Consider the following 21,096-nt stretch of genomic DNA (forward strand, 5'->3'; position numbering starts at 1 on the left):
GTGGCGTGCGCGCCGCACGGCGGCCGGACCGTCAGCCTGCAGCGGGCGGGTCCTGCTCCGGAGCGAGATGCGGCGTCGGCTGGTTCGCATCATATCGGCCGAAGCCGTAGCGCTGGAAAATGGTGAACGCTTCCGGCGACCGGATGAACGCGAGCCACGCGCGCGCGGCTTCCGGATGCGGCGCGTCCTTCACCATCGCACCTGCGTAGATCGCCGTCGTATTCTGCTCGGCCGGAATGTTGATGTGCATCAGCGGATGCCCGACCTGTTCCTGGAACGCCGCTTCGGATTGCCACAGCACGCCCGCGTCCGCGCGCGCCTGCATCAGGAACAGCGCGGTTTCCCGATGATGGATGTGCGTGAGCTCGGTCGTGCCGGCACGCACCTTGTCGTCGTAGACGGTGCGCGCGAGCGCGTCGCCGCCGGCTTTCACGAGCGACGCGCGGATCTGCCGCGCGACGCCCTCGAAGGCCGGATTCGGCATCGCGAGCGTCACGTCGGCCCGCGCGAGATCGTTCAGCGACGCAATGCGTTTCGGATTGCCGGCGCGCACCATGATCGTCAGCTGGTTCGTCACGTACGGCACGGCCGGGCCGGCCAGCGTGCCGTCCGCGATCAGGCCGTTGATCTTGCCGAGCCCCGCGAAATACGCGTCGGGCTTGACCGTCCACGTCATGTTGCCGACGGTGATCGTGCCGCCCGCGTGAATCTGCTTCACGAGCAGGCCGGGCGGGATCGTTTCCCAGTAGATGCGCCCGCGATACTCGGGATGATCTTCCTCGAACTTCGCGACGAGCGGCGCCATCGCGAAGAAGTAGTTGCCGCCGACGTACAGCACGAGCTTCGGTGCGGTGAGATCGCCGTGGAAATCGGCGAGCACGTCGACCTGCGGCACCGTGAACTCGAGGCCGCGATGGATTGCATCATTGTTGCGGCCTTCCTGCCAGGGCGGAAAGACGGTCGCGTCGGTGGCGGCGGGTGCGGCGAGCGCGAGCGCCGATACACCGCACAGCCAGGCGGCCAGCGCGGCGCGCAGCGTGCGCCGGCGGCGCGAGGACGATGGCGATTGCGGTTTCGTATGGATCGGGATCATCGCGGTGCTCATTTCGCGTACGTGAAACCGGCTCGCTGCAGCTCGGGCAGCGTGCCGACCGCGCCCGGCGTGACGATCGCCGACGGGATCACGTGGTTGGTCAGGTCGGCCGCCAGTGCGTCGAGCGGCAGCTTGTCGGGATTCGCGTTCGCGCCGTCGAGCCGCTCCGCGAGCTCCCAGATCGCGTTGTGGCACGACAGGAACACGACACCGCGCTGCTGCAGCGCGGCGAGGCTGTTGTCGTGCGACGAGAATGCGCCGTCGGGCGCTTCATGATCCAGCGCGCCTTTCGATTGCGCGGGTTTCGCGTCGAGCAGCGTGTTGGTCGGGAAGGCCGCGCCGGCGAATTTCGCGAGGCCGTATTTGTCCCACGCGGCCTGGTCGAACAGCGCGAGATGCGCGCTGCCGTGCGTGGCCGACACGACGAGGAAATCCGGATGCCGGTACGACCAGATCTGCGCGTTCAGTGAATTGCGCATCAGGTTCAGCCACGGGCCGCCGAGGTCGGTGTTGTCCCATACCTGCTTCGGGCCGCCGCGATAGCCGGTCAGTTCGGCGAGCGCTGCGTGGTCCCACTGGTCGGGGCGTTCGAGGATCATCGGCACCGTCTTGAAGTCGCGCCACCTCGGTGCGGCCGCGAGGCGGCGCGTGAGGTCGGCGAGGTGCGTGGCGCCGCCGGGCAGCAGCGCACCGGTGTCGGGTGCGGCGGCGTGCGCGGGACGCGTGGCGGCGAGCAATGCAGTACCGGCCGCGAGGCCGAGTGTCTTGAGCGCGCCTCGGCGCGCCTGCCGGTCGGACATGGCTTATCTCCCGGAATCGTTTTTGTGGGGCGTGTCGCATTGCCGTGCGGCGGCGCAGCGCCGCGGCGTGACGGCGTAGCCAGTCTAGAGGCGTGCGATCGATACCGGAAATCGCGATATCGGATGGGAGATATTCGAGGGTCCGATGATTGACCCGGAGGCGGGCGCCGCCGCGTGGCGCGGCGGCGTGACGGCGGTGGGGGAGGCGCGGCCGACGGATGCGGCTGGCCGGCGTCGGCCGCGCGGGTGCGTCAGAACGACACCGTCGTCGTCAGCGTGACGAGCCGCGGCTCGCCGACCGCGACGATCAGGTTGTTGTTGCTCGACGGGTAGTAGGTCTTGTCGAGCAGGTTCTTCACGTTGAGCTGGAAGCGCGTCGGGAATTTGCCGATCGTCGTTTCGTAGGCGGCGAATGCGTCGACGGTCACGTAGCCGGGCAGCGTGAAGCTGTTCGCGGTGTCGCCGGAGCGTGCGCCGACCAGGCGCGCACCGCCGCCGAAGCGCCAGCGGCCCGGCAGGTTCGCGATGGCCGTGTCGTACACGGCGAACAGGCTGCCCGTGTGGCGGGCGACGTTGACGAGCGGCGTGTTGCTGTCGCGATCGTTCGCGTTCGTATAGGCGTAGCTGCCGATCACGCTCAGGTGGCGCGTGATCTGCCCGGCGACGTCGAGCTCGATCCCGCGCGAGCGCGCGGTGCCGATCGTCGACGTGATGTCGCCGACCGTGACCGCGACGTTGCGCTTGTCGATCTGGTACACCGCGAGCGTGCCGGTGATCGCGGGCTTCAGGCTGAACTTCAGCCCGGCCTCGAGCACGCGGCCGTATTCCGGCGCGAGCGGCGCGGCGACGTTCGACGCGACGTTCGGCTTGAACGAGCGACTCACGTTCGCGTAGGCGGTCAGCGCCGGCGTGAGCGCATACGCGAGCCCGAACTGCGGCAGCCAGACACTGCCGCGAGAGCGGTCGGCGAACACGAACGGCCGTCCCATCCCCGATTCCTGCTGCCAGTTTTCCCAGCGCAGCCCGCCGACCGCGGTGAGGCGGTCGGTGAGCTTCACCGAATCCTGCACGATCGTCGAATACGCATGCACGACCGAGCGCGAATCGCTTTGCTTCGGGTTCGGCGTGCCGCCCGGCGCGAGCCGGCCGTACACGGGATCGTAGAGATTGAAGCCCGTCGTCGCCTTGCCGCGGATCGTGTCGCCGCGGAAGCTGCGCTGCCGCTCGTATTCGCCGCCGATGTAGATCGCGTGGTTCATCCCCGCGAGCGTCACGTTGCCGAGCAGGCCGAGCGTCGCGATCTGGTCGGAGTCGTTGCGCCCGAGGTTCGCATCGGACGAGCGCGTCAGCGCGCCGGTCCTGCTGTTGAACGCGGTGGCGCGGGTGATGAACTGGTCATAGCGATCGCGGCCCCAGCCGTAGGTCGCGCGCACGCGCCACGCGTCGGAGAAGCGGTGCTCGATGCGTGCGCGCAGCGTTTCCTGGATGCCGCTGCTTTGCGACCACGCTTCCTCGTAGCGGCGATAGCGCAGCGCGTCGTCGGGCCGGCCGTTCACGAGCACGGTGCCGCGATCGAACGGCATCGTGTAGTCGACGTACTGGTAGCTGACGTCGATCGACGTGTCCGCGTCGTGCCACGACAGCGCAGGCGCGATCAGCGCGTTGCGTTCGCGGCCGAAGCTGCGCCAGTAGCGGCTCGTGTCGTATTCGCCGGTCAGCCGGAACGCGAGCGTGCCGCCCGCGACCTGGCCCGGCTTGCCGAGCGGGCCCGTGAGGTCGAACTGCGCGCTGCCGCCGCCGTGGCTCGTGCGCGACGCGGAGATCGAGCCGCCGAACGTGTCTTCCGGCTTGCGCGTGACGAGGTTGATCACGCCGCCCGGGTCCTGCATGCCGTACAGCAGCGACGCCGGCCCTTTCAGCACTTCGACGCGATCGATCGTCGCGAGATAGCTGTGCAGCACCGGCGTGCGCACGCCGTCGACGAGCACCGAGCCGTCGTTGTTCGACCCGAAACCGCGCTTGGTGAACGCGTCGCGCGTGCCGCCGAGCGTGTTCGTCTGCGTGACGCCGCTGATGTTGCCGAGCACGTCGTCGAGCGAGCGCGCCTGCTGGTCCTGCATCACGCTGCTGCTGACCACCGCGACCGATTGCGGAATCTCCTTCAGCGAGCGGTCGTCGCCGCCCGCGATGCCGGTGGTGCGCGGCTGATAGCCGACCGTCGGGTCGACGGCCGACGATGCGTTGACGCTGATCGCCGGGAGTTCGTGTTCGGCGGGCGTCGCCGGTGTCGACGCAGGTGCAGCGGGCTCGGCGTTGGCGGCATGCGTGCCGCTCGCGACGCACAGGGTGATCAGGGCAGGCAGGCTCGTGCGCCACGGGCGCAGGGTCCGGGCACGGCGGGGCGTTCGACGGGATGGCATGAATCGAGGCAGGAGGAGTACTAAGGATCGTGTCGCGGGCCGTAGCGATGTGTTGCGGCCAGGTTGCGCATGATATATGTAATGAGAATCATTTGCAATTGTAAAGCGATAGCTGGCCGCGCGCGGCGCTTGGTTGCCGGGCCGTCGGCCGTCTGCTACCGTAGCGGCCAAAATCAGACGCAGTGAAAATCAACGAGAGAGCCGGGGGCCGCACCATGTCATCTTCCTGTCACGTCGCGTTTCGCGCGGCGCTGCGCACCGCGCACGACCCTGCGGGTGATGAAGTGATCGCAGCCGTGTACCGCCATTCGAACGATTAGAGCAACGGAAGCGAATTCAGCCGGCGCAAGCGCCGGGCTTCAATCACTTCAACCACCACGCTAGACGGGAGACCACCCATGACGAAGATTTCCGCGCCGTTCGCGGCGGCCGCGCTCGCGGCCTGCACGCTGCTTTCGGGCGTTCACCCGGCCGCTTGTGCGGCTTCGGCCGCCGAACCCGCGATCGACGCGCATTACAGCGCCGTGATCGAGGCCTACACGCAAGACATGGCCGCCGCGAAGACGAAGTACGACGGCAAGCGCCTCGCGTTCGTCGGCGCCGTGATCCGGATGGGCGGCGACCCGGGCGGCACGTACTTCGGCGCGCTGACGGCCGACGGCGAGCAGTTCGACACGCATTTCGACGTGGCCGACCAGGATGCGCTGAAGCCGAAGTTTCCCGGCGGCGAGATCAAGCCGTTCGTCACGTCGGCGGCGTTCCGGTTCAGCTGCGTGAACGAAGGCTATATCGATGCGCCGGTGCTGCCGGGGTTGAAGCTGTCGCATTGCCGACTGGCCAACTGAGCCCCACGCGGTGACCGGCGTTCAGAACTTCTGCTGGATGCCGGCCATCACGCCGAGCTGATTCATTCCGGTACCGACTGTCCCGCCGGCGGCGACCGCGTTCGCAGCCAGCGTGCTGTTGAACATGTAGCCCACCGACGTATAGACGGTCGTCCGCTTCGACAGGAAATAGTTCGCGCGGCCGACCAGCAGCGTGGCGTTCGTGCCGCTTTCGCTGTTTTCGCGGCGTTGCAGGTAGCGGACGCCCTGAAGATCGAGCGCGAGGTAGGGCGTCGCGTAGTACGTGCCGCCGGCGAACACGATATCGGCCTGCAGGTGCTCGGCTGCCGCGAGGTTGCGGCGGATCCACCCGGCGCCCAGTTTCGCGGGGCCGATCTTCACGTAGCCGGCGACGATGTCGCGCGTGTCGGTGTACGCCGGATTGTTCAGCGGCGCGAGTGCACCGCCGCCGCCGCGCATCACGTCGTGCGACGCGGCGAGCCCGAAATGGCTCGCGTCATACGCGAGCATCGCCGTGTATTGGCGGCAAGCGACGATATCGCCGGGCACCTGTCCGGCGCAGCCCGTCGCCGACGGCCCCGCGGGCCCGGCCGCGTCACGGCCGAAGCTGTAGGTGGCGCCGAGCGTCACGCCGTGGAACGTGCCCTTGTAGCCGATCGCATTGTCGCTGCGCGCGTTCGGCAGATAGGAGTCGAAATCCGCCATGGAGTGAATCGACGGGCCGATCACGTCGGCGTTGGTCAGCACGATCATCGACATGTTCATCTGGCGGCCGAGGGTCAGCGCGCCGAACGGACTGTTCACGCCGACGTTCGCCTGTCGCCCGAACAGGCGCCCGCCGTAGTTCAGCGCACCGGTGCCGGGCTGGAAACCGTTCTCGAGCACGAAGAAGGCCTGGTAGCCGCCGCCGAGATCCTCGGTGCCTCTCAGCCCCCACCGTGACGGCAGCTCGCCGGTCAGCGTCGGCATGCCCGTGAACGCTCCGCCGTGCGCGGCGTTGTTGTAGTAGGACACGCCGGTATCGATGATCCCGTACAGCGTGACGCTGCTTTGCGCGCAGGCCGGTCCGGCCAGCGCCATCGCCGTCGCGAGTGCGACGCCCAGTTTCGTTTTCATGGCTGTCTCCAAACAGTATGTAGATATGCTTATCGTTTTTTTTGATGCTCCGGACGTATCCGGGATGCCGACGGGTATCGGCAAGACTGCGGGCGTCGTGCGTTACGACATCGCCGGGTCGCGTTGCCGGCGCGGTGCCGCGGCACGCGTGCCCGCCACGGCGACGGCGATCGCCGCGCCGGCCATCGGCACGAGGAACGCGAGATAGAGGTGGGATACGGACCAGCCGTCGTCCAGCAGCGCACCGACCGTCATCGGCGACAGGATCGCGCCGAGGCGCCCGATGCCGACCGCGAGGCCGATGCCGGTCGTGCGGATTTCGGTGGGGTACGGCGTCGGCGACAGCGCATACATGCCGGCCACGCACGCATTGATCACCGCGCCGAGGAACACCGCGACGGTCATCCCGATGCCGAGCGAGCCGGTGTTCGCGCCGAACACGACCATCAGCGCGCCGCCGAGCAGCAGTGTTGCGCCGAGCAGGTTGCGCAGGCCGAACCGTGTCGACAGCAGGCTGAAGAGCGAGGCGCCCGCAATGCCGCCGAGGTTGAGCAGTACGCCGCCCGTGACGCCCTGCGATGCCGACAGCCCGGCCTGGACCAGCAGCTTCGGCGTCCAGCTCACGACGAAGTAGAAGCTGCCCATCACGAGGAAGAACGCGATCCACAACGCGATCGTGCGGCGTGCGAGCGGTGCGCGCAGCACGGCTGTCCAGCGCGACGCGGGGCTCGCCATGTCGATGGACGAAGCCGGCAGCGTGTCGATCGGCGTGCGCTTCATTCTCGCGAGGATGCGGTTGATTTTCTGCAGCGCGTTGTCCGGGCGCCTTGCCAGCAGGAAGTCGAGCGATTCCGGCAGCAGCGCGAGCACCATCGGGATCGACAGCAAGGTCAGCAGGCCGCCGAACGCGAACACGCTGCGCCATCCCCACGTCGACAGCAGGTAGCCGGCGATGACGCCGCCTGCGGTGGCGCCGATCGCATAGCCGGTCGACTGCATGCCGATCGCTGCGCTGCGCCATTTGTTCGACGCGTACTCGCCGCTGATGACGGTCAGGCTCGCCAGCATGCCGCCGATGCCGAGCCCCGTGTACGCCCGCGCGACGGCGAGTTGCAGCGTGCTGTGCGTGGCCGCGCAGGCGAACATCCCGGTCGAGATCACGGCGAGGCAGAGCAGGATGATGCGGCGGCGGCCGACTCGGTCGGCCAGCGGCGCGATCAGCACCGAGCCGATCCCCATGCCGGCCAGCCCGGCGCTCAGAAGCAGGCCGATCTCCTTGCCGCTCAGTTTCCATTCGGCCGCCAGATGCGGCGCGGCAAACGCGATGGACAGCACGTCGAAGCCATCGAGCATGTTCAGCACGACGCAGGCCGTGACCGCCATCGTCTGGAACGCGCTCATCGGGGATTCGTCGATCGTATTGCGGATACTTGCGCTCACGTCAAAGATCCTTGAAAAATAGTATGACTAATCAAATTGGATGGAATCGAATCCGGCGGTAGAGCATGGGACCAAACCGAATGCGCGGGCTGGCGGGCATCCCCGGGGGAACACCCGTCGCGGCCGGCAGGCGTCGTTCGCGCACCGGCGCGATGCTTACGCGGGTTCGGGTTGCAGCAGCCGCTCGATCACGCGCCGCGCGCGATTGGGGCCCGCGTCGACATGAATGTCGATCTGGCGGCGGTCCGGAAAGCGCAGCTGATTCCGGTATTGCGCCTCGATCACGGTCTTGTCTTCGTCGAACGTCGCTGCGGATTGCGCGATGACCGTTTGCGCGACGCGCTCCACGTCGTGTTGCGGATTGGTCGCGACGGTCCAGAAGTAGTGCGTCGTCGTTTCCGTCTCGGGCGTGATGCCGTGGAAGCCGCGCATGTGAAAGCCGCCGCGCGCCGGATCGTGCAGGTCGCCGGTGCCGGCGTCCATCGCGCCGGTCCAGATCCGGATGTGCGACACGTGGAACTCGATTTCCTGCCAGCGATCGACGCGGCCCGCGAACGGCCATGCGGCGGTGTAGGTCGGCGGCGGGTCGGAATCCGGCATCCGGCGCACCAGCGTCACCGTATCGCCGTCGCTGCTGACGCGGGTGTCCGCGCCCATGTGCAACGGTGCGTTGCCGCCGATCGTTTTCAGATGGACATAGCCGAGGTGGCTGAGGTCCATCAGGTTGTCGTGAATCAGTTGATACGGCGCGTCGTAATGGTAATTGCCGCCGCCGAAGCGATAGTGCGGATCCGCGTGGAACGCGTAGCGCGGCGGCGCGCAGGTCGGTTGCGCATGCGCGTCGGCGCCGATCCAGATCCACACGATCGCGTCCTGCTCGTGTACCGGATACGACGACACGCATGCTTTCGCCGGAATCCGGTCCTGGCCGGGAATCTCCACGCATGCGCCGCCGCGGTCGAACAGCAGGCCGTGATAGCCGCAGCGCAGGCCACGTGCTTCGAGCGAGCCGCACGACAGCGGCAGCGACTTGTGGCAGCAGCGATCCTCCAGCGCACCGATTTCCCCGGACGGCAACCGGAACAGGACGACCGGGCGGCCGAGCAGCGTGCGGGCGACGGGCTTGTCCGTCAGTTCGGACGACAGCGCGGCGACCCACCATCGGTCGACCGGGAATTGAGTTGTACTGATCGGTGGCCGGGCATGTTGCTCCATTGATCGTCTCCAGTATTGTGGTTGGCCGCCGCGGGGCGGGCGGTCCGTCTACAGATCGAGTACCAGCAGGTCGCTGCGCGCTCGCGAACAGCACGGCATGAACTGGTCGCCGGCTGCCTGTTCCTCTTCGGTCAGATATGCGTCGCGATGATCGGGCTCGCCTTGCAGCACACGCGTCGCGCAGGTGCCGCATACGCCTTGCTCGCACGACGTCAGCACGTCGACGCCGTTCGCCGCCAGCGCCGCGATGACCGTGCATTCGGCCGGCACGTCGATGACCTTGCCGCTGCTCGCGATCCGGACCTGGAACGCACGGTCCGCGCCGGACGACGCGACTGCGCCGCCGAAGAACTCGTAGTGCAGCCGCGCTTCAGCCCAGTGGCGCGCGCGCGCGGCGTTCAGCACCGCATCCATGAAGCCGCGCGGGCCGCATACGTACAGGTGCGTGCCTTCCGGCATGGCGGCCAGCACGGCGGCCAGGTCGAAGCGTTGCGCGGGGTCGCCGTCGTCGACGTGGAAACGGGTGCGATCGTGAAACCCGGCTGCGTTGATGCGCTCGACGAACGCCATGCGATCGGTCGAACGCGCGCAGTAGTGCATGTCGAACGGCATGCCCGACGAGAACAGCCGTTCGGCCATGCTGAGGATCGGCGTGACGCCGATCCCGCCGGCGAGCAGCAGGTGGTGCGGTGCGTCGGGGGCGAGCGGGAATTGATTGCGCGGCACGCCGATCCGCACGGTATCGCCTTGCCGGACTGCGTCGTGAATGGCGCGCGACCCGCCGCGACCGTCGGCATCGCGCAGCACGGCGATCTGATAGCGATCGTCGTGCTCCGGGTGGTTGCACAGCGAATACTGGCGCACGAAGCCACCCGGCAGATGCACGTCGATATGGGCGCCGGCGTCGAAGCGCGGCAGCGGCGAACCGTCGTCGCTGACGAACTCGAAGCCGCAGATATCGCGCGCTTCCTGCCACTTGCGGGCCACCCGGACCGTCAAGGTTGCGGCGCTCATGACGCCTCCTGGACTGGCACAACCGGGATCGCGGGCCGCTGCGGGCGCGCCGTGTTCTCGTCGGCGAGCAGCCGCTCGATCACCTTGCGCGACAGCACGCCGCCGGCGTCGATATTGAGCTTGAGCAGCTTGCGGTCGGGCCACTTCTCCAGGTTGAGCTGCTGGCGCTCGAGCATCTCGAGATCCTCGGCGAAGATCTTGCCCTGGCCTTCGCGGATCTCGGCGGTCAGCGCGTGATCGGCGGGCCGGAAATTGCGCGCCATCCCCCAGAAGTACCAGATCGAGGTGTCCGTCTCCGGCGTGATGAAATCGACCACGATCGACGATGCCTTCAGGTCGGCCGGCGCGTCGTAGCCGCCGTGGCCCGCATGCGCGACGCCGACTTCGATCATCACGTGGCTCGGCGGCGTGAAGCGGCAGATCTGCCAGCGGTCGACCGGCACGTCGTCGGCCAGCCCGTTGCCGCGCAACCCCATCTGCCAGAACGGTGGCGGCATCACGTTCTCCATGAAGCGGCTCGTGACGACTTCGTCGCCGTGGCTGGTCGTCTTCGGCGGTGCTTCGTCGATTTCCTTCTGGCCGATGCTGGTCGCATGCACGTAGGTTTCGTGCGTGAGGTCCATCAGGTTGTCGATCATCAGCCGGTAGTCGCAACGGATGTGATACAGGCCGCCGCCGTGGGCCCAGGCCGGATCCTCGGCCCACGCCAGCGCGGGCAGGGTGGCCGGATCGGCTTCTGACGCCTCGCCCGGCCAGACCCAGATGAATCCGTACCGCTCGACCGCCGGAAAGCTGCGAATCGGCGGGAAGCCGCCGACGCGCTGGCCCGGCATGCCGGCCGCCTTGCCGTTGCAGCCCATTTCCAGCCCGTGATAGCCGCACACGAGCACGCCGTCGCGCACGAATCCCAGCGACAGCGGCGCGCCGCGGTGCGGGCAGAAGTCCTCGAGCGCGGCGACCTGGCCGTCCGCCGCGCGGTAAAACACCATCGACTCGTTGCAGATCTTGCGGCCCAGCGGCTTGCCATCGATTTCATCGGGCGTGCCCGCCACGTACCAAGCATTCTTGAGAAACACGTTCGTCGTCTCCTTCAGGTCGATGCCGCCGGTACGCGGCATCTCTTCATTCCGTGTACTGAATGAGATTCAGTGTACTCATTGAGATTGGCTGGGGCAAGGCGAGCGGTATACTGGTTTTCCCGGGAAATGGCGCGAGGCAGCGCCATGCCGTCGGCGCGCGCAACGGCGTGCGCCGCCTATGTCATCGACACCTACATGGAAAAAAAGAATCCCGCCGACTTGCCGGCTTTCCCGCTAGATCTGTACGACGAGCCCGGGCACCTGATCCGGCGCGCACACCAGATCGCGGTTGCGATGTTCTACGAGAAGCTGGGCCGGGACGTGACGCCGGTGCAGTACGCGGTCCTGCGGATGCTCTACGAGTGCCCGGGGCTCGATCAGGTGACGCTCGCGCAGCGGGTGGCGCTCGATACGTCGACGACCGCGGATCTCGCGGTCAGGCTCGAAGCGAAAGGATTGATCGTGCGCGAAGTGCTGCCACGACGTCAGCGCCGCTTGTTGCTGACGCCGGCGGGCGTCGAGCTGCTCACGCACCTGATTCCGTCAGTGAAGGAGCTGCGCGCCGGCCTGTTCGACGGGATGGGAGAGGACGATTCGCAGGAACTGGTGCGCCTGTTGCGCAAGTTCGTCCATTTGAACAACGAGCAGAGCCGCGCGCCGCTGCGCGTGAGCGAGGAGTCGTAGCGGCCCCGAGCCCCGAGCCCCGAGCGACAGCGGCAAGCGGCGGCGGGGCGGCGGGCGTGCTGCCCGCCGTGCGTCAAGCGCGCGTGCTTTCGCCTTCCAGCCGTCGCATCGCTTCGGCCACTTCGTTCCTGAAGCGCACGAGCGCCGCCTGCTCCGGCGCCGGCGGCTGCACGGCGGCCCACAGCATGTCGATCAGCTGCGCGGCCGTCGTTTCCGTGTCGAGCTTGCGGTGCCCGAGAATCGCATCCCACAGCACGTGCTCGATCGGCCCGAACACCATCGAGCGCAGCAGGCTCAGCGGCAGGTCCGCCCGAACCTGCCCGGCCGCCTGGCCGCGCGCGAGCACGTCCATCAGCGGCGCCGTGTAGCGGCGCTGCAGCGCGGTCAGCTCGTCGCTCAGCGCATGCTGCTTCGCGCGGCCTTCCGACAGCACCAGCGCGCACAGCCCCGTGCCGTTCACCAGCATCAACCGCAGGTGGGTGCGCACGATGAACGCGAACTGCTGCTGCACCGACGCCTCCTGCGGCATCCCGTGCTCGAACGCGGCGATGATTTCGTCGTACCAATCCGCGATCACGCGTGCGCACAGCTCGCGCTTGCCACGGAAGTAGCTGAACACCGTCGCCTCCGACACGCCCACGCGCTGCGCGATCTCGGCAGCCGTCGCATGCTCGTAACCCTTTTCAGCGAACACTTCGCGGCCGGCGCGCAGAATGTCCTGCACGCGCTGCTGGGACTTGCGCCCGGTGGGCGCGCGCGGCGCGTCGGCGCGGTCGGCTTTGACGGTGTCGGTCATGGTGTCGGCGGTAGCGGCTGTCATGTCCGCATGATATCTGAGTGTCACTCAAAAAACTATTGACGCCGAACCCGACGAGGCGCGAAACTGTGCAAAATTTCCGCTGTATTGGTCAATGAATCGGTGCATTCATTCGATTTGAGCGAAACTCAGAAATCGGTGAGTGCGACACACTTTCTGGAGACGGAGGAGACATGATCAACCTGCCCGGCGTGCAATTCATGCTCGGTGAAGACATCGAGATGCTGCGCGACGCCGTCGCGACGTTTGCGGCGAAGGAAATCACGCCGCGCGCGGCGGAGGTCGACCGCACCGACCAGTTTCCGATGGATCTGTGGAAGAAGTTCGGCGATCTCGGCGTGCTCGGCATGACGGTCGCCGAGGAATACGGCGGCGCGAACATGGGCTACACCGCGCACATGGTCGCGATGGAAGAGATCTCGCGCGCGTCGGCGTCGATCGGCCTGTCGTACGGCGCGCACTCGAACCTGTGCGTGAACCAGATCCACCGCAACGGCACCGAAGCGCAGAAACAGAAATACCTGCCGAAGCTCGTGTCGGGCGAACACATCGGCGCACTCGCGATGAGCGAGCCGAACGCCGGTTCCGACGTCGTCAGCATGAAGCTGCGCGCCGACAAGCGCGGCGACCGCTACGTGCTGAACGGCACGAAGATGTGGATCACCAACGGCCCCGATTGCGACACGCTTGTCGTCTACGCGAAGACGGATGTCGAAGCCAATTCGCGCGGCATCACCGCGTTCATCGTCGAGAAGGGGATGAAGGGCTTCTCGGTCGCGCAGAAGCTCGACAAGCTGGGCATGCGCGGCTCGCACACGGGCGAGCTGGTGTTCCAGGACGTCGAGGTGCCGGAAGAGAACATCCTCGGCCAGTTGAACGGCGGCGTGAAGGTGCTGATGAGCGGCCTCGACTACGAGCGCGCGGTGCTGTCGGGCGGCCCGACGGGCATCATGGCCGCGTGCCTCGATGCGGTCGTGCCGTATATCCACGACCGCAAGCAGTTCGGCCAGTCGATCGGTGAATTCCAGCTGATCCAGGGCAAGGTCGCCGACATGTACACCACGTTCCAGGCGTGCCGCGCGTACCTGTACGCGGTCGGCCGCCATCTCGACTCGGCGGGCAGCGACCACATTCGCCAGGTGCGCAAGGATTGCGCGGGCGTGATCCTCTACACGGCCGAGAAGGCGACGTGGATGGCCGGCGAGGCGATCCAGATCCTCGGCGGCAACGGCTACATCAACGAATACCCGGTCGGGCGCCTGTGGCGCGATGCGAAGCTGTACGAGATCGGCGCCGGCACGAGCGAGATCCGCCGGATGCTGATCGGCCGCGAGCTGTTCGCGGAAACGATGTAACGCCCCACGTCACGCGTACGGAGCCCCGTTGATGCCGATCATCGAATCGAAACTGAACCCGCGTTCGGAAGACTTCCGCACGAATGCCGCCGCGCTCGAGGCGGTCGTCGCCGACCTGCGCGCGAAGATCGAACAGCTTGCGCAGGGCGGCGGCCAGGCCGCGCGCGACAAGCATCTGTCGCGCGGCAAGCTGCTGCCGCGCGACCGTATCGCGCAACTGCTCGATCCGGGCGCACCGTTCCTCGAGTTCTCGCAGCTCGCGGCGAACGGCATGTACAACGACGACGCGCCGGGCGCGGGCGTCATCACCGGGATCGGCCGCATTGCCGGCCGCGAATGCGTGATCGTGTGCAACGACGCGACGGTCAAGGGCGGCACCTACTACCCGGTCACCGTGAAGAAGCACGTGCGTGCGCAGGAAATCGCCGCGGAAAACTGGCTGCCGTGCGTGTACCTCGTCGATTCGGGCGGCGCGAACCTGCCGAACCAGGACGACGTGTTTCCCGATCGCGACCACTTCGGCGGCATCTTCTTCAACCAGGCGACGATGTCGGCGGCGGGGATCGCGCAGATCGCCGTCGTGATGGGCTCGTGCACGGCCGGCGGCGCCTACGTGCCGGCGATGAGCGACGAGTCGATCATCGTGAAGGAACAGGGCACGATTTTCCTCGGCGGGCCGCCGCTCGTGAAGGCCGCGACCGGCGAGGAAGTGAGCGCCGAGGATCTCGGCGGCGGCGACGTGCACACGCGCCTGTCGGGCGTGGCCGACCATCTCGCGCAGAACGATGCGCATGCGCTGTCGATCGCGCGCAACATCGTCGATCATCTCGCGCCGAAGATCGCGTCGCCGGTCGCGCTGCGCGAGCCGAAGCTGCCGCGCTACGACGCGAAGAGCCTGTACGGCGTGATTCCGGTCGATACGCGCAAGCCGTTCGACGTGCGCGAGGTGATCGCGCGCATCGTCGACGATTCCGAGTTCGACGAGTTCAAGGCGCGCTACGGCACGACGCTCGTCACGGGCTTCGCGCACATCTGGGGCCATCCGGTCGGGATCGTCGCGAACAACGGCATCCTGTTCTCCGAATCGGCCGTGAAGGGCGCGCATTTCATCGAGCTGTGCTGCCAGCGCAAGATCCCGCTCGTGTTCCTGCAGAACATCACGGGCTTCATGGTCGGGCGCAAGTACGAGAACGAAGGCATCGCGCGGCACGGCGCGAAGATGGTGACGGCCGTGTCGAACGCGAAGGTGCCGAAGTTCACGGTGATCATCGGCGGCTCGTTCGGCGCCGGCAACTACGGGATGTGCGGCCGCGCATTCGCCCCGCGTTTCCTGTGGATGTGGCCGAACGCGCGCATCTCGGTGATGGGCGGCGAGCAGGCGGCGTCGGTGCTCGCCACCGTGCGCCGCGACGGCATCGAGGCGAAGGGCGGTTCGTGGTCGACCGACGAAGAGGAAGCGTTCAAGCAGCCGATTCGCGACCAGTACGAGCGCCAGGGCCATCCGTATTACGCGAGCGCGCGGCTGTGGGACGACGGCGTGATCGACCCCGCGCAGACGCGCGACGTGCTGGGCCTCGGCCTCGCCGCGTCGATGAACGCGCCGATCGAAGAGACGCGCTTCGGCGTGTTCCGCATGTAACGGCCGGGAGGGCTGAACGATGCGATACGAAACGATCAAGGTAAGTGAAGCCGGCCGCGTGGCGACCGTCACGCTCGCGCGCCCCGATGTGCGCAACGCGTTCAACGAGACGACGATCGCCGAGCTGACCACCGCGTTCGAATGGCTCGACGCGCACGAAGGCGTGCGCGCGATCGTGCTCGCCGCGGAAGGCGCGGCGTTCTGCGCGGGCGCGGACCTGAACTGGATGAAGAAGATGGCCGGTTACTCGGACGACGAGAACCGTGCCGATGCGCGCAAGCTCGCGCGGATGCTCGAGGCGATCCATCGCTGCGGCAAGCCGGTGATCGCGCGCGTGCATGGCGACGCGTATGCGGGCGGCGTGGGCCTCGTCGCGGCGGCCGACATCGCGATTGCCGCCGACGGCGTGAAGTTCTGCCTGTCGGAAGCGCGGCTCGGGCTGATTCCCGCGACGATCGCGCCGTACGTCGTGCGCGCGATGGGCGAGCGCGCCGCGCGCCGCTATTTCACGACGGCCGAGGTGTTCGACAGCGCGCGCGCGGCGTCGCTCGGCTTCATCCACGAAGCGGTACCGGCCGATGCGCTCGACGAAACGGTCGCGAAGCTGGCGGCGACGCTCGTCGCGAACGGCCCCGATGCGGTGAAAGCGTGCAAGCAGCTCGTCACCGACGTGGCCGGCCGCCCGCTCGACGCGACGCTGATCGAGCAGACCGCCGACTGGATCGCGCGAACCCGTGCCGGCGCGGAAGCGCGCGAAGGGATCGCGTCCTTCCTCGAAAAGCGCACGCCGTCGTGGCGTGAATGATCGCGTGACCCCCACTCTCCGGACGACATCGAAGCCATGTTCGACAAGATTCTGATCGCCAACCGCGGCGAAATCGCCTGCCGCGTCGCCGCGACGTGCAAACGTCTCGGGATTGCGAGCGTCGCCGTCTATTCCGACGCGGACGCGAACGCGAAACACGTGGCCGCGTGCGACGAAGCCGTGCACATCGGCGGCTCGGCCGCGGCAGACAGCTACCTGCGCATCGAGCGCATCATCGAAGCCGCACGCGCGACCGGCGCACAGGCGATCCACCCCGGCTACGGTTTTCTGTCGGAGAACGAAGATTTTGCGCATGCGTGCGAAGCGGCCGGCATCGTGTTCATCGGGCCGCCGGTCGATGCGATCGCGGCGATGGGGTCGAAGGCCGCCGCGAAGGCGCTGATGCATGCAGCCGCCGTGCCGCTCGTGCCCGGCTATCACGGCGACGGCCAGGATGCGGGCGACCTGCATCGCGAAGCCGACGAGATCGGTTATCCGGTGCTGCTGAAGGCCAGCGCGGGCGGTGGCGGCAAGGGGATGCGCGTGGTCGAGCGCTCCGGCGATTTCCCGGCGGCGCTCGCATCGTGCCAGCGCGAAGCCGCGAGCAGCTTCGGCAACGACCGCGTGCTGATCGAGAAATACCTGATGCGCCCGCGCCACGTCGAAGTGCAGGTGTTCGGCGACACGCACGGCAACACCGTGTATCTGTTCGACCGCGACTGTTCGGTGCAGCGCCGGCACCAGAAGGTGCTCGAGGAAGCGCCGGCGCCGGGCCTGCCCGACGACGTGCGCCGCGCGATGGGCGAGGCGGCCGTCGCGGCCGCGCGCGCGGTCGGCTATGTCGGCGCGGGCACCGTCGAATTCATCATGACGGGCGACGCGTTCTACTTCATGGAGATGAACACGCGCCTGCAGGTCGAGCATCCGGTCACCGAGATGGTCACGGGGCTCGATCTCGTCGAATGGCAACTGCGCGTCGCGTCCGGCGAACCGCTGCCGCTGAAGCAGGACGAGCTGCGCGTGCAGGGCCATGCGCTCGAGGCGCGCCTCTATGCGGAAAATCCGGCGCGTGGCTTCCTGCCGTCGACGGGCACGCTGAAACACCTGCGGCTGCCGGCCGGCGTCGAGTTCTCGATCGGCGCGGCGGTGCGCGTCGACAGCGGCGTGCGCGAAGGCGATGCGATCACGCCGTTCTACGATCCGATGATCGCGAAGCTGATCGTTCACGGCGCGGACCGCGCGGAAGCGCTGGGCTTGATGCTGCGTGCACTGCGTGCGTGCGAAGTGGTCGGCCTGCACACGAACGCCGCGTTCCTGCAGCGGATCGTCGCGTGCGAGCCGTTTGCGACGGCCGATCTGGACACGGGCCTGATCGAGCGCAACCATGATGCGCTGTTCGCGCCGCAACAGCCGCCGCGCGCGACGCTTGCGCTCGCCTGTGCGGCGCTGCTCGCGCGCGAACGTGGCGCGGCGCAACGTACGTCGCCGTGGGGCGCATTGCCGGACTGGCGGCTGAACGGCGGCTATCGCCGCACGCTCGAATGGCATGCGGCCGATCGCGAAGCGGACCTGACGGTCACCTATGAGGACAACGGTGCCGGCGCACGCATCGCGACCGGTGACGAAACCGCGCAACCGTTCGCGTGGACGCGCGGCGCCACGCCGCTCGATTTCGACGTGACGCTCGGCGGCGTGCGCAGCAGCGGCCGCGTGCATGCGGACGGGGACACGTTCCACGTGTTCACGCAGGGCGCATCGGAGACGTTCGAATGGCGCAACCTGCTCGCGCATGCGGGCGATGCGGAGCAGGGCGGCGGTCGTCTGACCGCACCGATGCCGGGCAAGGTGATCGCAGTGCTGGTCGAACCGGGCCAGAAGGTCGAAGCCGGCACGCCGCTGATCGTGATGGAAGCGATGAAGATGGAGCACACGATCGGCGCGCCGGGCGCGGGCGTCGTGGCGGAAGTGCTGTACGGCGTCGGCGACCAGGTCGCGGACGGCGCGCAGCTGCTGATGATGGCGGAAGGCTGAGCAGGGCCTTCTCGCCGTGAGCGGGCGGCAGCAGTGGCTGCCGGCCCGCGAAAAAACGCGTCGCGATTCTCCGCGCGACCCCTGCCGAATCAGACCGGCTTCGATCGCATCGACATGCCGAAGCAGTGCGAATCTTTCGATCGCATTACATTCCGGCCGTTCCCGCCACACCGCCGCGTGCTACCGCTCGTGCGCACCTCGCGCTACGCTTTCACGCGACACCATCGTGTAACAAGTCGAACTTAGCATCTCGCCGTCGATATGACCGGTGCGCACCCGCGCCTGTGTCGTGTCATCACCCCCACGGAGAACCGTTATGCGAAAGTCGGCCCTGCGGCCTTTCGCGGTCGTTGGTCTGATCGCGCTGACAGCACTCCTCGGCGCCTGCAACGACGACCTGACTGCACCCGCCGCGCCCGTCGCGCAGCAGAAGGCCGCGTGCGGCGGCGCCGTCGTCGCCACCGCGCAGATGCACTGCCCGCCGGGTTTCACTGCACCGGCATCCTCGCCCGCTTCCTGATACCGGCCGTTTCCACCAGAAATCCAATCAAGAGCAACCAGCATGGCCACCCATTCGCGACGCGATTTTCTGAAGTTCTCCGCCGGCCTCGCCGGCGCGACCGCCGCCTCCGCACTGCTTCCCGAGTCGATCCGCAAGGCGCTGGCGATCGAGCCGAATTCCGTGACGGGCACGATCCAGGATGTGCAGCACATCGTCGTGTTCATGCAGGAGAACCGCTCGTTCGACCACTATCTCGGTCACCTGAGCGGCGTGCGCGGCTACAACGACCGCTTCCCGGTCACGCTGCCGAACGGCAAGCCGGTGTGGTTCCAGCCGCGGCAGGAGGACAAGACGAGCGTGATCGCGCCGTTCCGCTACGACACGACCAACCCGGGCGTCAACGCGCAATGTATCGGCGGCCTGCCGCATACGTGGGCGACGACGCACGGCGCGATCGACAACGGCCGCGCGGACCAGTGGGCCGTGCAGAAGTCGAACATGACGATGGGCTATCACGTCCGCGACGACATCCCGTTCCATTACGCGCTCGCGGATGCGTTCACGGTGTGCGACAACTACTTCTGCTCGATTCCGGGCAACACGCACCCGAACCGCATGTACCTGATGACGGGCATGGTCGATCCGCTCGGCACGGGCGGCGGCCCGTTGCTCGACAACACCGACTACATCGACAACCAGTTCGACAAGATCCAGTTGCCGCCCTTCAACTGGACGACCTACCCGGAGCGGCTCGAGAAGGCCGGCATCTCGTGGCAGATCTACCAGCAGGGCACCGGGTTCGACAATTTCACCGGCAACTACGGCACGAACATGCTCGCGTGCTTCAACAACTTCGTGAATGCGCCGGCCGGTTCGTCGCTGCAGACGCGCGGGATGAGCACGCGCCCGATCACGCAGCTGAAGGCCGACGTGCAGGCCAACACGCTGCCGCAGGTGTCGTGGCTGCTGCCGCCCGCCGCGTATTCGGAGCATCCGAAGTTCACGCCGCTGTACGGCGCGTACTACCTGTCGACGATCCTCGATGCGCTCACCTCCAACCCGGAAGTGTGGAGCAAGACCGTCCTGCTGATCATGTACGACGAGAACGACGGCTTCTTCGATCACGTCGTGCCGCCGTCGGCGCCGACGCTGCCGGGTTCGGGCATGAGCACGGTGGACGTGTCGCTCGAGCGGCACAACGTCGTGACGTCCACGCAGACCGGCACGTATACGGCCGACAACCTGCCGTACGGCCTCGGCCCGCGCGTGCCGATGTTCGTCGTGTCGCCGTGGTCGAAGGGCGGCTTCGTCTGTTCGCAAGTCTTCGATCACACGTCGGTGCTGCAATTCATCGAGAAGCGCTTCGGCGTGATGGAGACCAACATCTCGCCGTGGCGCCGTGCGATCTGCGGCGACCTGACGTCGGCGCTCGACTTCTCGAAATCGGACACCACGCTGCCGGCGCTGCCGAACACGCAGGCGTATGTCGCGCAGGCCGACCTGCAATGCTCGCGCGCGTCGTCGCAGACTGCGCCGGCCAGCACCGCGCAGCAGGTCGTGACCGCGCAGGAATCCGGCACGCGGCCGGCTCGCGCGCTGCCGTACGAACTGCATGTCACCGGCCAGTTGCAGGCGCAAGGTTACGCGGTGACGTTCGCGAACACGGGCGCGCAGGGCGCGCATTTCTGGGTCTATACGGGCGATCCGACTGCGATGCCGCGCCGCTATACGGTCGAAGCGGGCAAACAGCTGACCGACACGTGGGCGCTCGATGCGAACGGCAACTACCTGGTGAGCGTGTGGGGGCCGAACGGCTATTTCCGGCGCTTCGCGGGTTCGGCCGCAGCGGATGCAACGGCGAAGCCTGAAATCACGCCGTGCTACGACGTGGCGAACGGCGACGTCTACGTGACGATCGCCAATGCGGGCACCGGCACGCTGACGGTCACGGCGACCGATGTCGCATACGGCGGCGCGGCGCGCACGCTGACGATCCCGGCGGGGCAGCGCGTCGAAGCGCACTGGGACCTGTCGTGCAGCAGCCAGTGGTACGACCTGCAGTTCGCAGCGGCGGGGAATGCCGGCTGGATGCGCCGCATCGCAGGGCACGTCGAAACCGGCAAGGCCAGCATTACCGATCCGGCGGCCGTGGCGCCGACGATCACGCCGGTCTGACGTCAGCCGGCCCGACGATGTGCCGGCCGGTTGAATCCGGCCGGCGCATCGTACGGCTGGCTTCGG

Annotated in this window: 17 protein-coding genes; 8 read left to right on the forward strand and 9 right to left on the reverse strand. The window is 67.4% G+C overall.

Annotated elements, in window-relative coordinates; all coding sequences use genetic code 11:
- Window positions 1-31: 31 nt before the first annotated feature.
- The 3 genes from ACWMMN_RS18975 to ACWMMN_RS18985 form a co-directional block, all read right to left on the reverse strand.
- Entirely contained in the window at window positions 32-1,105 is a 1,074-nt protein-coding gene (locus ACWMMN_RS18975; RefSeq protein WP_233464342.1) for a substrate-binding domain-containing protein, read from the reverse strand.
- A complete protein-coding gene (gene tetH, locus ACWMMN_RS18980) occupies window positions 1,102-1,893 on the reverse strand; it encodes a thiosulfate dehydrogenase (RefSeq protein ID WP_486423784.1) in 792 nt (263 codons plus the stop codon). Before tetH ends, ACWMMN_RS18975 begins: the two co-directional genes overlap by 4 nt.
- 251 nt (window positions 1,894-2,144) lie before the next feature.
- Entirely contained in the window at window positions 2,145-4,313 is a 2,169-nt protein-coding gene (locus ACWMMN_RS18985) for a TonB-dependent siderophore receptor (RefSeq protein WP_486423785.1), read from the reverse strand.
- Window positions 4,314-4,711: 398 nt separating this feature from the next.
- On the opposite strand from ACWMMN_RS18985, the gene ACWMMN_RS18990 reads away from it, so the two are divergent.
- Window positions 4,712-5,158 (forward strand): hypothetical protein, encoded by a 447-nt coding sequence (locus ACWMMN_RS18990; RefSeq protein ID WP_059238986.1) that lies wholly within the window; start codon window positions 4,712-4,714, stop codon window positions 5,156-5,158.
- Window positions 5,159-5,179: 21 nt separating this feature from the next.
- Here ACWMMN_RS18990 and ACWMMN_RS18995 read toward each other — a convergent pair whose 3' ends face one another.
- The 5 genes from ACWMMN_RS18995 to ACWMMN_RS19015 form a co-directional block, all read right to left on the reverse strand.
- Window positions 5,180-6,274: a porin gene (locus ACWMMN_RS18995; RefSeq protein ID WP_059238988.1), complete on the reverse strand. Its 1,095-nt coding sequence runs from the start codon at window positions 6,272-6,274 to the stop codon at window positions 5,180-5,182.
- A 102-nt stretch (window positions 6,275-6,376) separates the two neighbouring features.
- A complete protein-coding gene (locus ACWMMN_RS19000; protein ID WP_059238991.1) occupies window positions 6,377-7,714 on the reverse strand; it encodes an MFS transporter in 1,338 nt (445 codons plus the stop codon).
- Between the two features lie 156 nt (window positions 7,715-7,870).
- Complete coding sequence (locus ACWMMN_RS19005) at window positions 7,871-8,929, reverse strand: aromatic ring-hydroxylating oxygenase subunit alpha (protein ID WP_059238993.1); 1,059 nt, start codon at window positions 8,927-8,929, stop codon at window positions 7,871-7,873.
- A gap of 48 nt (window positions 8,930-8,977) precedes the next feature.
- Window positions 8,978-9,943 (reverse strand): PDR/VanB family oxidoreductase, encoded by a 966-nt coding sequence (locus tag ACWMMN_RS19010; protein ID WP_059238995.1) that lies wholly within the window; start codon window positions 9,941-9,943, stop codon window positions 8,978-8,980.
- Window positions 9,940-11,019, reverse strand: coding sequence for an aromatic ring-hydroxylating oxygenase subunit alpha (locus ACWMMN_RS19015; protein ID WP_059240902.1), 1,080 nt, complete (start codon window positions 11,017-11,019; stop codon window positions 9,940-9,942). The genes ACWMMN_RS19010 and ACWMMN_RS19015 overlap by 4 nt, the downstream gene beginning before the upstream one ends.
- Before the next feature lie 198 nt (window positions 11,020-11,217).
- Between ACWMMN_RS19015 and ACWMMN_RS19020 the strand changes: the two genes are divergently transcribed.
- Window positions 11,218-11,706, forward strand: a complete 489-nt coding sequence (locus tag ACWMMN_RS19020; protein ID WP_059240903.1) for a MarR family winged helix-turn-helix transcriptional regulator — start codon at window positions 11,218-11,220, stop codon at window positions 11,704-11,706.
- Between the two features lie 73 nt (window positions 11,707-11,779).
- Here ACWMMN_RS19020 and ACWMMN_RS19025 read toward each other — a convergent pair whose 3' ends face one another.
- Window positions 11,780-12,526, reverse strand: coding sequence for a TetR/AcrR family transcriptional regulator (locus ACWMMN_RS19025; protein WP_081051986.1), 747 nt, complete (start codon window positions 12,524-12,526; stop codon window positions 11,780-11,782).
- 170 nt (window positions 12,527-12,696) lie between these two features.
- Here ACWMMN_RS19025 and ACWMMN_RS19030 point away from each other — a divergent pair, with 170 nt between their 5' ends.
- The 6 genes from ACWMMN_RS19030 to ACWMMN_RS19055 all read left to right on the forward strand — a co-directional run bounded on the left by ACWMMN_RS19030 (window position 12,697) and on the right by ACWMMN_RS19055 (window position 21,030).
- Window positions 12,697-13,878 (forward strand): isovaleryl-CoA dehydrogenase, encoded by a 1,182-nt coding sequence (locus ACWMMN_RS19030; protein ID WP_059238999.1) that lies wholly within the window; start codon window positions 12,697-12,699, stop codon window positions 13,876-13,878.
- A 31-nt stretch (window positions 13,879-13,909) separates the two neighbouring features.
- The gene (locus ACWMMN_RS19035; RefSeq protein ID WP_486423786.1) at window positions 13,910-15,517 is read left to right on the forward strand and encodes a carboxyl transferase domain-containing protein; all 1,608 of its coding nucleotides are present in this window, start codon (window positions 13,910-13,912) and stop codon (window positions 15,515-15,517) included.
- A 19-nt stretch (window positions 15,518-15,536) separates the two neighbouring features.
- Window positions 15,537-16,322 carry an enoyl-CoA hydratase/isomerase family protein gene (locus tag ACWMMN_RS19040; protein WP_059239001.1) on the forward strand — a complete coding sequence of 262 codons (786 nt, stop codon included), beginning with the start codon at window positions 15,537-15,539 and terminating at the stop codon, window positions 16,320-16,322.
- Between the two features lie 36 nt (window positions 16,323-16,358).
- On the forward strand, window positions 16,359-18,353 hold the full coding sequence (locus ACWMMN_RS19045) for an acetyl-CoA carboxylase biotin carboxylase subunit (RefSeq protein ID WP_174994180.1): 1,995 nt from the start codon (window positions 16,359-16,361) through the stop codon (window positions 18,351-18,353).
- A gap of 316 nt (window positions 18,354-18,669) precedes the next feature.
- Window positions 18,670-18,873, forward strand: a complete 204-nt coding sequence (locus ACWMMN_RS19050) for a hypothetical protein (RefSeq protein WP_034190574.1) — start codon at window positions 18,670-18,672, stop codon at window positions 18,871-18,873.
- Window positions 18,874-18,915: 42 nt separating this feature from the next.
- A complete protein-coding gene (locus ACWMMN_RS19055) occupies window positions 18,916-21,030 on the forward strand; it encodes a phosphocholine-specific phospholipase C (RefSeq protein WP_486423787.1) in 2,115 nt (704 codons plus the stop codon).
- Window positions 21,031-21,096: the final 66 nt, after the last annotated feature.

This window comes from Burkholderia cepacia complex sp. TUM26381 (assembly GCF_057439935.1).

What these genes read in the sequence shown, in the direction of transcription:
- ACWMMN_RS19025 (WP_081051986.1), bottom strand. Translation starts at nt 12,526, where the DNA reads ATGACAGCCGCTACCGCCGACACCATGACCGACACCGTCAAAGCCGAC.
- tetH (WP_486423784.1), bottom strand. Translation starts at nt 1,893, where the DNA reads ATGTCCGACCGGCAGGCGCGCCGAGGCGCGCTCAAGACACTCGGCCTC.
- ACWMMN_RS18985 (WP_486423785.1), bottom strand. Translation starts at nt 4,313, where the DNA reads ATGCCATCCCGTCGAACGCCCCGCCGTGCCCGGACCCTGCGCCCGTGG.
- ACWMMN_RS18990 (WP_059238986.1), top strand. Translation starts at nt 4,712, where the DNA reads ATGACGAAGATTTCCGCGCCGTTCGCGGCGGCCGCGCTCGCGGCCTGC.
- ACWMMN_RS19010 (WP_059238995.1), bottom strand. Translation starts at nt 9,943, where the DNA reads ATGAGCGCCGCAACCTTGACGGTCCGGGTGGCCCGCAAGTGGCAGGAA.
- ACWMMN_RS18975 (WP_233464342.1), bottom strand. Translation starts at nt 1,105, where the DNA reads ATGAGCACCGCGATGATCCCGATCCATACGAAACCGCAATCGCCATCG.
- ACWMMN_RS19005 (WP_059238993.1), bottom strand. Translation starts at nt 8,929, where the DNA reads ATGGAGCAACATGCCCGGCCACCGATCAGTACAACTCAATTCCCGGTC.
- ACWMMN_RS19030 (WP_059238999.1), top strand. Translation starts at nt 12,697, where the DNA reads ATGATCAACCTGCCCGGCGTGCAATTCATGCTCGGTGAAGACATCGAG.
- ACWMMN_RS18995 (WP_059238988.1), bottom strand. Translation starts at nt 6,274, where the DNA reads ATGAAAACGAAACTGGGCGTCGCACTCGCGACGGCGATGGCGCTGGCC.
- ACWMMN_RS19020 (WP_059240903.1), top strand. Translation starts at nt 11,218, where the DNA reads ATGGAAAAAAAGAATCCCGCCGACTTGCCGGCTTTCCCGCTAGATCTG.
- ACWMMN_RS19045 (WP_174994180.1), top strand. Translation starts at nt 16,359, where the DNA reads ATGTTCGACAAGATTCTGATCGCCAACCGCGGCGAAATCGCCTGCCGC.
- ACWMMN_RS19055 (WP_486423787.1), top strand. Translation starts at nt 18,916, where the DNA reads ATGGCCACCCATTCGCGACGCGATTTTCTGAAGTTCTCCGCCGGCCTC.
- ACWMMN_RS19040 (WP_059239001.1), top strand. Translation starts at nt 15,537, where the DNA reads ATGCGATACGAAACGATCAAGGTAAGTGAAGCCGGCCGCGTGGCGACC.
- ACWMMN_RS19035 (WP_486423786.1), top strand. Translation starts at nt 13,910, where the DNA reads ATGCCGATCATCGAATCGAAACTGAACCCGCGTTCGGAAGACTTCCGC.
- ACWMMN_RS19050 (WP_034190574.1), top strand. Translation starts at nt 18,670, where the DNA reads ATGCGAAAGTCGGCCCTGCGGCCTTTCGCGGTCGTTGGTCTGATCGCG.